Annotated in this window: 2 protein-coding genes; both read right to left on the minus strand. The window is 70.2% G+C overall.

Translation table 11 applies throughout. The features are described from left to right. Positions 1-169: 169 nt before the first annotated feature. Entirely contained in the window at positions 170-988 is an 819-nt protein-coding gene (locus tag AOK24_RS19090; protein WP_055721282.1) for a TrmH family RNA methyltransferase, read from the minus strand. A gap of 65 nt (positions 989-1053) precedes the next feature. After that, positions 1054-2256: uroporphyrinogen-III C-methyltransferase (gene cobA / locus AOK24_RS19095; protein WP_079056884.1), on the minus strand; the 1203-nt coding region annotated here is incomplete at its 5' end.

A 2256-nucleotide genomic window follows, 5' to 3' on the forward strand; every position in this document is an offset into this window, starting at 1 on the left:
GTGGCTGGTCGCGCCCACGCGGCGGTAGCCGCATATCAGATACAGCCCCGCGCCCCTTGAGGGCGTTGGTCATCGCGGCGTTTCGAGGAAACCGCCCGTGCAGCGTTCCGAGGAAACCCGCCCGTGCAGCGTTTGGGGGAACCGCCCCTGCGGCGGTCCCCGGAGGGCGTTAGTTTTCCGGGCGGCCCGTTGCTACCGCGTAGAACGCTACCGCCGCCGCTGCTCCTACGTTCAAAGAGTCCACTCCGTGTGACATCGGGATGCGTACCCATTCGTCCGCTGCCATCAGGGCCTGGGTCGAGAGGCCGTCTCCTTCCGCTCCCAGCATCAGGGCCACTCTGTCCATCTTGTGGGGGGCCGCCTCGTCCAGGGAGCGGGCTTTTTCGTCCGGGGTCAGGGCCAGGAGGTTGAAGCCTGCTTCCCGTACCGAGTCCAGGCCCTTGGGCCAGGTGTCGAGGCGGGCGTAGGGGACGGAGAAGACCGCGCCCATCGAGACCTTCACGCTGCGGCGGTAGAGGGGGTCGGCGCAGTCCGGGGAGAGGAGGACCGCGTCCATTCCCAGGGCCGCCGCCGAGCGGAAGATCGCGCCGATGTTGGTGTGGTCGTTCACCGATTCCATGATCACTACCCGGCGGGCCTCGCGGAGGAGTTCCTCCGCCGTCGGCAGGGGCTTGCGTTGCATCGATGCCAGGGCGCCTCGGTGGACGTGGTAGCCCGTCACCCGTTCCGCCAGCTCCGGGGTGACCGCGTAGACGGGGGCCGGGAGTTCGTCGATGACGTCTCTCATGACGTCGATCCACTTGGCGGACAGGAGCATCGAGCGCATTTCGTAGCCCGCCTCCTTCGCCCGGCGGATGACCTTCTCGCCCTCGGCGATGAAGAGGCCCTCGGCCGGTTCGCGTCTGCGGCGGAGTTCTACGTCGGTCAGGCCCGTGTAGTCGCTCAGGCGGGGGTCGTCGGGGTCGTCGACGGTGATGAGATCGGCCACAGAAGTGATACTGCCTTGTCCTGGGTGCGGTGCCAACGGCTCGGGACGGGTTGTGTTACCCGGGGTTACGCCACGGTGTCGGGGCCTACGGTGACGACCTCGCCGATGACGATCACCGCCGGGGACTTCACGTCCTGCGTACGGACCGTCTCGCCGACCGTCGCGAGCGTCGCGTCGACCCTGCGCTGAGCCGCCGTCGTCCCCTCCTGGACCAGGGCCACCGGGGTGTCGGGGGACTTGCCGTGGGCGATCAGGGTCTCGGCGATCCGGTCGATCTTCGTGACGCCCATGAGGACGACCAGCGTGCCGGTCAGCTTCGCGAGGGACGGCCAGTCGACCTTCGAGCGTTCGTCGTCGGGGGCGACGTGGCCGCTGACCACCGTGAACTCCTGGGCCACGCCCCGGTGGGTGACCGGGATGCCGACCGCGCCCGGGACCGAGATCGAGCTGGAGATGCCGGGGACGACCGTGCAGGGGATGCCGGCCGCGGCGAGGGCCTGGACCTCCTCCATGCCCCGGCCGTACACGTACGGGTCGCCGCCCTTCAGGCGTACGACCGACTTGCCCGCCCTCGCGTGTTCGATCAGGGCGTTGTTGATGGCCTCCTGGGCCATGTAACGGCCGTACGGGAGTTTCGCCGCGTCGATCACCTCCACGTGCGGGGGGAGTTCCGCGAGGAGGTCCCTGGGGCCGAGGTGGTCGGTGATCACCACGTCCGCCTCCGCGAGGAGGCGGCGGCCCCGGACCGTGATCAGGTCCGGGTCGCCCGGGCCGCCGCCGACCAGGGAGACGCCGGGGGTGCGGGTGCGGTGGTGGGGGGCCACCAGGGTGCCGTCGCGCAGGCCCGCGAGGACCGCGTCCCTGATCCTTGCCGTGTGGCGGGGGTCCCGGTTCTTCGCGTCCGTCGTCAGGACCGCGATCGTCACGCCCTCGCTGGTGCCTGTCGCCGGGGTCCAGGCTGTTGCCATGTCCGCGTCGTCCGAGCGTACGCACCAGACGCGGTGCGCTTCCGCTTCCGCTGAGGCTGCGGTGTTGGCGTCCTCGTCGTCCGTCGCGATCAAGGCGTACCAGGCCGTCGCCAGGTCGCCGGGCTCGTACGTTCGCTGCTCCCAGGTCAGTTCTCCCGCCGTTGCCATCGCCTCTACCGACGGGGTTGCGTGCGGGGAGATCAGGACGATGTCCGCGCCTGCCGCCAGCAGGGCCGGGAGGCGGCGTTGGGCGACCTGGCCGCCGCCGAGGACGACCACTCGGCGGCCGGCTAGGTCGCC

The sequence above is a fragment of the Streptomyces niveiscabiei genome, from assembly GCF_001419795.1.
In the GTDB taxonomy this organism is placed as follows: Bacteria; Actinomycetota; Actinomycetes; order Streptomycetales; family Streptomycetaceae; genus Streptomyces; species Streptomyces niveiscabiei.